This window comes from bacterium (assembly GCA_019695335.1).
GTDB lineage: Bacteria > CLD3 > CLD3 > SB21 > SB21 > JABWBZ01.
The window spans coordinates 20736-28082 of record JAIBAF010000049.1 but is presented as its reverse complement, the minus strand read 5'-3'; the positions used below and the strand labels follow the sequence as shown (position 1 = coordinate 28082).

9 protein-coding genes are annotated in these 7347 nt (G+C 44.1%); 8 read left to right on the top strand and 1 reads right to left on the bottom strand.

All coding sequences use genetic code 11. The features are described from left to right. Window positions 1-189: 189 nt before the first annotated feature. The gene (locus tag K1X84_12275) at window positions 190-1254 is read right to left on the bottom strand and encodes an MBL fold metallo-hydrolase (GenBank protein ID MBX7152412.1); all 1065 of its coding nucleotides are present in this window, start codon (window positions 1252-1254) and stop codon (window positions 190-192) included. Window positions 1255-1537: 283 nt separating this feature from the next. Here K1X84_12275 and K1X84_12270 point away from each other — a divergent pair, with 283 nt between their 5' ends. The 8 genes from K1X84_12270 to K1X84_12235 all read left to right on the top strand — a co-directional run bounded on the left by K1X84_12270 (window position 1538) and on the right by K1X84_12235 (window position 7347). Next, window positions 1538-2008, top strand: a complete 471-nt coding sequence (locus tag K1X84_12270; GenBank protein MBX7152411.1) for an HXXEE domain-containing protein — start codon at window positions 1538-1540, stop codon at window positions 2006-2008. Between the two features lie 142 nt (window positions 2009-2150). Beyond that, a complete protein-coding gene (ltaE, locus tag K1X84_12265; protein MBX7152410.1) occupies window positions 2151-3173 on the top strand; it encodes a low-specificity L-threonine aldolase in 1023 nt (340 codons plus the stop codon). A gap of 140 nt (window positions 3174-3313) precedes the next feature. Then, entirely contained in the window at window positions 3314-3547 is a 234-nt protein-coding gene (locus K1X84_12260; GenBank protein ID MBX7152409.1) for a GIY-YIG nuclease family protein, read from the top strand. 417 nt (window positions 3548-3964) lie between these two features. Then, window positions 3965-4690: a deoxyribose-phosphate aldolase gene (deoC, locus tag K1X84_12255; GenBank protein ID MBX7152408.1), complete on the top strand. Its 726-nt coding sequence runs from the start codon at window positions 3965-3967 to the stop codon at window positions 4688-4690. A gap of 118 nt (window positions 4691-4808) precedes the next feature. Further along, entirely contained in the window at window positions 4809-5816 is a 1008-nt protein-coding gene (gene fbp, locus K1X84_12250) for a class 1 fructose-bisphosphatase (GenBank protein MBX7152407.1), read from the top strand. Next, entirely contained in the window at window positions 5813-6001 is a 189-nt protein-coding gene (locus K1X84_12245) for a hypothetical protein (GenBank protein MBX7152406.1), read from the top strand. Before fbp ends, K1X84_12245 begins: the two co-directional genes overlap by 4 nt. Window positions 6002-6082: 81 nt before the next feature. Beyond that, window positions 6083-6763, top strand: a complete 681-nt coding sequence (locus K1X84_12240; protein ID MBX7152405.1) for a hypothetical protein — start codon at window positions 6083-6085, stop codon at window positions 6761-6763. Between the two features lie 11 nt (window positions 6764-6774). After that, the gene (locus K1X84_12235; protein MBX7152404.1) at window positions 6775-7347 is read left to right on the top strand and encodes a hypothetical protein; all 573 of its coding nucleotides are present in this window, start codon (window positions 6775-6777) and stop codon (window positions 7345-7347) included.

Genomic DNA, 7347 nt, shown 5'->3' with positions numbered 1-7347 from the left:
GAATACTCTCAGCGAGGAACTGTTTTCCGCCACCAGCAAGCGAACTCGGATTCCAGCGGTTTTATCACAGCCTTGATTTTTCTTTTGGTTCTTTTCTTTGTATCAAGACAAAGAAAAGAACACATGGCGTAGCCGATTCATTTTATATTCATTCACTGGATTCCCCCGACTTGTCGGGGGAATGACACGCTAGCGCAGGCTTGCCTCATGGAAAACAATTTTAATCAGACGATTCACCATTTCATCGAAAGAAGCGTCAAGTTCTTTATCGCCACGCGTGAAACGCTGCCGAAAAGAACTCAAGTCAATTGAATCTTTTACTTTGTCGAGAGTTTGAAACATAGCCGGAAGGCTTTGACTGAGTTTGTCATTCATCTGATCGACGGCGCTTTTTTGTATATCGCGTATCAGCCGGATGAATTCTTTATCATGCATGATCGGGCCATGACCGGGAACAATCGTTCCGGCATCCAATTGGATCAGATTCTCCAAGGTTTCAATCCATTCGTTCGGATAGCCGTCATACATAAACGGAATCGGATAGACGACGAGATCGCCGGTCACGACGATTTTTTCTTTCGGAAGATAAACGACGGCGTCTCCTGCCGTATTACCACGCCCTAAAAACTTGACTTGAACCTCCCGATTTCCAAGATCAATCGTAAAATCATGTTGAAACATCAGAGTCGCGCTCTGAAACTTGATACTTTTGAGTTCATTCAACTCATTGTTACTGCGTGTCCACTCGTTTTTTACTTCTTTTATATCGTCAGCCGTCAAAGAAGTTCCGTCCGACGTCTTTCCCGAATCCAACATTTGTTTTAACCGCTGAACATATTTTTCAATCCTTGCAGCCGAGCCGGGCCCGAAACGATCCATATCTTTTTTCGTTTCCGTATGTGCAATAATGGTCAAAGCCGGAAAAGCATTCATGTAGACACGATTGCCGAAATTATGATCGTTGTGAAAATGAGTGTTCAGAAGAAAACTGACCGGCTTATCTGTCCATTTCCGGATCTGGGTAATGTCTTCGCTCGCGGCAGACGGCAGAAAGCCTGCATCGACGACAAAAACCTGCCTTTCGCCGATAATGACCGTCGTATTACCGCCGCCTTGCCCGCCGTGTTCAATTTCGTAAATGCCGTCAGCCAGTTTGGTGGCCGTTCGTTCCGACTGGCCGTACGTTTTCATAGTGAATGTTGATACAATGATCAGTAGTACGGCGAAATGCCGAGACAAAGAAATTAAAGCCATTGTGATTTTCCTTATATTTAATATTAAAAACACAGATCGAACCAGCCGTCAAACTCCTTTGGCACCGATAATTACTTTTTTTCAATGGAAGGATTAATGATAAATCGTTTACGTAAAATCAGTTTGTTTTGTGCCTGACCTGTTTAGGGCATTCTGATTTTCGTGTTCGAATATCGTGTCATTTTAAGTATCATTTTAAATTTGATTTTGCGAACGAGGCGTCGTACAATCGAATTGTCCAAGATGACGGTCGAACTTAATTACACAAAAATACAGGTGTTTTATGAATCTTTACTACCTGCTGCCGGCAAGCGCGATCTTGCATATTACTGAGGAATTCTTATTTCCGGGCGGCTTTCTGACATGGTATCGCCATTACTGGCCTGAAATTGCGGCGAGCATTACACCCCGATTTTTATTCATCATCAATGCTATTCTCATAATCGTATGTTTCATTCCGCCGCTGATCGGCGATCCCGCTTATGGAATTGCATTGTGGCTGGCGATAGCGGCCATCCTTTTTACTAACGCGATCTTTCACATCCAGGCATCCATCCGAACAAAAATTTATTCGCCGGGAACGGTTACTTCCGTACTCGTTTATTTGCCATTGACTGTTTTTGGATACTGGACTTTTATTACAAACGGTCAGGCTTCCGTCGGCACGGCTGTTTCTTCTTTTTTGATTGGCGCTTCGTACCATTGGTTTTCATTATTGAGTCATCGGCGCAGAGCCAAAACCATCGAAAAATAGTTCTTATCTCTGAGATAATGTCCAAATGTTTTATAGAATGCCTGACTCTATCACTTTTGTCATTGAAAAAGTTATCACAATCGGTTATTTTAACACATCTGCTACTGTTCTGAAATGCTGATCCTCTGAAAGAATACAAGTTATGAAAATAGTCGATCTTCGCAGCGATACCGTGACGAAACCTACGCCGGACATGCGTGAAGCGATGTTTGATGCTGCCGTCGGCGATGACGTTTTTGGCGAAGATCCCACCGTCAATGCATTACAACAAAAAGTTGCCGCGTTATTTGGCCATGAAGATGCGCTGTTTGTTGCGAGCGGCACGATGGGTAACCAGGTCGCCGTAAAAACGCATACGCAACCGGGCAACGAAATCATCTGCGAAGCCGACTGCCATATTTTTAAATACGAAGCCGGCGGTGCCGGAATGTTATCCGGCTTACTCACCCACCTGATCAAAGGCGAACACGGCGTCATGACGGCGGCGCAAATCGAAGAAGCGATCAATCCCGACGATATTCACAGCGCGCCTACGGCTTTAATTGCGCTCGAAAATACTCACAACCGCGCCGGCGGAACGATCTATCCTTTTGATGAAATCAAACGCATTGCCGACTTGACCAAACGTAAAAACATCGCGTTCCATCTCGACGGGGCGCGCATATTCAATGCTTGCATCGCGGCGAATATTGCTCCTGCCGATTATGGAAAATGTTTTAACTCCATTTCCGTATGTTTCTCCAAGGGACTTGGAGCCCCTGTAGGATCGGCACTGATCGGCAGTAAACCCTTCATCAAAAAAGCCCGGTATTTCAGAAAAATGCTCGGCGGCGGTATGCGGCAAGCCGGATTTCTCGCGGCCGCAGCGATCTACGCTCTCGATAATAACGTCGGACGCCTGAAAGAAGATCACGACAAAGCTCAGCTTCTAGCCAAAACCGTCAGTAACATTCCGGCGTTCAGCATCGACCTTACATCGGTTCAAACCAATATCGTTATTTTCAGCGTCAGTCAAGGATCATCGCATGACGTCATCGAAAAATTACATGCACACGGAATCCTGGCGATTCCTTTCAGCAATAAAAAAATACGCTTCGTCACTCATTTAGACGTTCCGATGAAAGATATCGAATGGACGTGCGAAGTTTTGAAAAAGAATTTTTAGAGATCGCTCCCTGAGCGAAGTCGAAGGGAGCAAGAAAGATATAAATTAGTTATCGTCTAGGTCGTTTCGACTGCGCTCAAGGACCATATCGGCACTCCCTGAGGGCATCGAAGTGAGCGAGAATAATCTAAAATTACAATATGCCTTACATGTATATTCTCGAATGTGTTGATGGGACTTATTACACGGGAAGCACGATTGATCTTAACAAAAGGATATGGGAACACAATAATCGCTTAGGCGCAAATTATACCAAACAAAGATTGCCTGTAAAACTTGTTTATTCCGAAGAATTTCAACGCATCGATGATGCTTTTTACCGAGAGAAACAAATTCAAGGCTGGAGCCATAAAAAAAAAGAAATTGCTGATTGAAAATGATTGGAGTCAAATTCAATCTGAATCTGAATGTAAAAATGCTTCTCATTGGAAGAATTTTTGTAAAAAAAAGATATATATAGGTTAGTTAATTGTTTTAGGTCGTTTCGACTGCGCTCAACGACCATATCGGCGCTCCCTGAGCGAAGTCGAAGGGAGTGAGAAAGATATAAATTAGTTATCGTCTAGGTCGTTTCGACTGCGCTCAATGACCAAATAAACTCAATATCCATGGATCAACACACCGAAAAATTTATCAACGATCAGGTCGACCGAATTTTGCAGAGCCTGAAAGAAGTGGCTCCGTCGGGCACTACCGGATCAAGCTGCAGCAGCGGTACATGTTCGTGCCAGCAGTGTTCCTGCGTCGACTGTAAAAACCCCGTCGCCACGCATCCGGAATTGGTCGATACGATGATCGAATGCGGCGCTTGCCGTATATCCTCGACGCTTGGCATCAGCCCGGCAAGAGAACATGTGGCGAGAATGATCGATCACACCATGCTCAAGCCTGAAGCAACGCTACTGGAAATCAATCAGCTCTGCGATGAAGCAAAAACCTATTGTTTTGCGTCGGTATGCATCAATCCCGGTTGGGTAAAACACTGCGTCGATAAATTACGCCGCAGCGGAGTTATGGTATGTACCGTCGTCGGCTTTCCGCTTGGCGCCACCAGTACGGCTTCGAAAGCATTCGAAACGCAAACAGCCGTGCAACAAGGCGCGCAGGAAATTGATATGGTCATCAATGTTGGCTGGCTCAAATCCGGTTTATTCGATCTTGTCAAAAAAGATATTCAAGAGGTTGTTCGCAATGCCGGCCGGCGCGCCCCCGTCAAAGTCATCATCGAAACGTGTTTGCTCACCGATGAAGAAAAAGTTAAAGCGTGCATTCTGGCCAAAGAAGCCGGAGCCGCATACGTCAAAACCTCAACCGGTTTCAGCAAAGGCGGCGCCACGGCTGCCGACATCGCGCTTATGCGGAAAGTTGTCGGCGAAAAACTCGGAGTCAAAGCATCCGGCGGCGTTCGTACTTACGAAGACGCCATAACGATGATCGAATCCGGCGCTACCCGAATCGGCGCCAGCGCCAGCGTCAAAATCATTGGCGGTAAAAGCGTCAGCGGCGACGGTTACTGATTTCACGCTCGAAAATTCAGAATACATCATAATTATTCATTTAGGGTTATTAATCGAATGATATTCCGTTCTTCAGTGGAACGGAATAAGCATAATTTCAATTGTTTAATTTTTTTAAATTGGTCCCATGAAAACGATCGAACGCCATATTTTGGAAATGGAACGCGCCCATCCGGAAGCTACCGGTGAATTAACGGGATTGCTTGCGGATATCGCGCTGGCCGGTAAAATCATTTCGCATGAAGTTAATCGTGCAGGATTAGTCAATATTCTTGGATTGACAGGAACGGAAAACGTTCACGGTGAAGCCGTGAAAAAATTGGACATTTTCTCGCATGATACGCTCGTGAATGTTATTTCCGGCGGTCGCGGCGAAATTTATATGCTCGGTTCCGAGGAGATGGAACATCCGCTCAGCCTTAAAGACAATTACCCGGGTGGAAAATATATTGTCAATTTCGATCCGCTCGACGGTTCATCCAATATCGACGCCAATGTCAGTGTCGGAACGATTTTTTCAATTTTGCGGCGTTTCCCGAATGGCAACATGTCGGAATCCGAAATGTGCAAACAAAAAGGTGTGTTGCAGGTAGCGGCCGGTTACATTATTTACGGATCGAGCACCATGTTCGTCTACACAACCGGCCAGGGCGTTCACGGATTTACTCTCGATGCCAGCATCGGTGAATTTGTATTATCGCACGAGAATATTATGACGGCCAAACGCGGAAAAATCTACAGCATCAACGAAGGCAATTACAACAAATGGGACGACCGCCTGCGCCAATACATCCATTACCTTAAAGAAGAAAACAAAGCCGATAAACGTCCCTACTCTTCGCGTTATATCGGATCGCTGGTGGCTGATTTCCACCGTAATCTCCTGTATGGAGGAATTTTCTTGTATCCTGCCGATCAAAGCAGCCCGCAGGGTAAATTGCGCCTGCTGTATGAAGCCAATCCTTTGGCGATGATCATCGAACAAGCCGGCGGCGGCGCGAGCGACGGACATCGTCGCATCCTCGACATCGAACCGTCCGAATTGCATCAACGTACGCCGCTCATCATCGGCAGTAAAGAAGACGTAGACATCGCGTGTGAATTCATTCAAGGAAAACGAGTATGATTCAACCAATTGTAAAAAAAATTAAACTTTCCGAACGGCCATCCGATCGTGAATATTGGATGAGCAAAACGCCTGACGAACGTCTCGAAGCTTTAGAAATATTACGCCAACAATATTTGGAAATGAACCCCCATGCTCCTAAGAGAGTTGTAAGAGTAATCACAAAAAGAAAATTACATTCTTAAGGCCATTTAAAATTTCTTATGCCATATACGCCTCACAAACTCTTAAGTCTACCAAACGACGATGTAGTTGTTTGGAGGTACATGGATTTTCCAAAATACGTTGCACTTTTACGATTGAAATCCCTTTATTTTTGCCGTGCAGACAAAATTGGTGATCCTTTTGAAGGATCAATTCCAAAAGGTAATACTGAAATAAGGAGACAGTTTTACAAAGAATTGATGCCACATTTTGCTAATAACGAAGAAGTAATCAAATCCAATGTCAATAATATTTCAAAAGTGACCGAGCATGCTCGTACTAATTATTTTTTAAACTGTTGGCATGTAAATGAATTTGAATCCGCGGCAATGTGGAATTTATATGCAACGAAAGGAATAGCTCTTAAGTCAAATATTTTACATTTAAAAAACTGCTTCGAAAAGAATGATCACCAAATTTTTATTAGTCAAATTACCTATAAGAATTATTTAACAGAAACAATACCTGACGGTAATACTTTTTTTCCGATCATCCACAAGTGGAAAAGCTTTGAATTTGAAAGGGAAATCAGAGCAATTGTAAATTGCACGTTTAATCCAAAATTCGCCAACAGTGATGAAGGACAAAATATTGCAGTCGATTTAGACAAGCTAGTCGATGCAGTAGTCATATCTCCAACAAGTCCAAAATGGTTACAAGATACTATAACTGAAGTAACAAAAAAATTTGAATTCGATTTTGAAATCAAAAAATCAGATCTAGATAACGATCCTATTTTCTAAATCAGTCTTTTATGCCTACATCCAAAGATCCCGGCGGCTCCAACTCATCGCATAATGTCACAACGGCCAGCGCCAATGGCAGCGCTAAGTATGGTACTCGCCCCAAAACCACTCCGGCTGTACTTTGGTGGGTTTTGGCGGTCATGTTATTTATCGGCGGAGCGTTTTTTGCGATCATAGGTCTCGCTTCGATTTTGACCGGAGAATATGTCGGCAGCGGCCAAACTTATACAGGCGATGATAAACTCAGTACGTTGATCGGCCTGTTTGGATTTTGCGGACTTATCCCGATGGCATTTACAGGTCTGATTGTTTTTCGTTTATTCCGGAAAAAACGTCAGCATGAAGAAGAAATGAATTTATGGCTGGAATCAAGTATTTTGAAATTTGCCGCACTCAATCAAGGGAAAATTACCGCGGAAGAAACGGCTATGGAATTTCATATAGGCGTAGCACAATCCAAATCTATACTTGAAGAAATGGTCATCAAAGGTATAGCCGAGCTGCGCGTGACGGACAACGGAACACTGGTCTATGTTTTTAGCGGGCTCAATGATGATAAAGAAAGCGCAGAAAACATCTGA

Coding starts and splice junctions, on each gene's coding strand:
- K1X84_12275 (MBX7152412.1), bottom strand. CDS start 1,254: ATGGCTTTAATTTCTTTGTCTCGGCATTTCGCCGTACTACTGATCATT.
- K1X84_12270 (MBX7152411.1), top strand. CDS start 1,538: ATGAATCTTTACTACCTGCTGCCGGCAAGCGCGATCTTGCATATTACT.
- ltaE (MBX7152410.1), top strand. CDS start 2,151: ATGAAAATAGTCGATCTTCGCAGCGATACCGTGACGAAACCTACGCCG.
- K1X84_12260 (MBX7152409.1), top strand. CDS start 3,314: ATGCCTTACATGTATATTCTCGAATGTGTTGATGGGACTTATTACACG.
- deoC (MBX7152408.1), top strand. CDS start 3,965: ATGATCGAATGCGGCGCTTGCCGTATATCCTCGACGCTTGGCATCAGC.
- K1X84_12245 (MBX7152406.1), top strand. CDS start 5,813: ATGATTCAACCAATTGTAAAAAAAATTAAACTTTCCGAACGGCCATCC.
- K1X84_12240 (MBX7152405.1), top strand. CDS start 6,083: ATGGATTTTCCAAAATACGTTGCACTTTTACGATTGAAATCCCTTTAT.
- K1X84_12235 (MBX7152404.1), top strand. CDS start 6,775: ATGCCTACATCCAAAGATCCCGGCGGCTCCAACTCATCGCATAATGTC.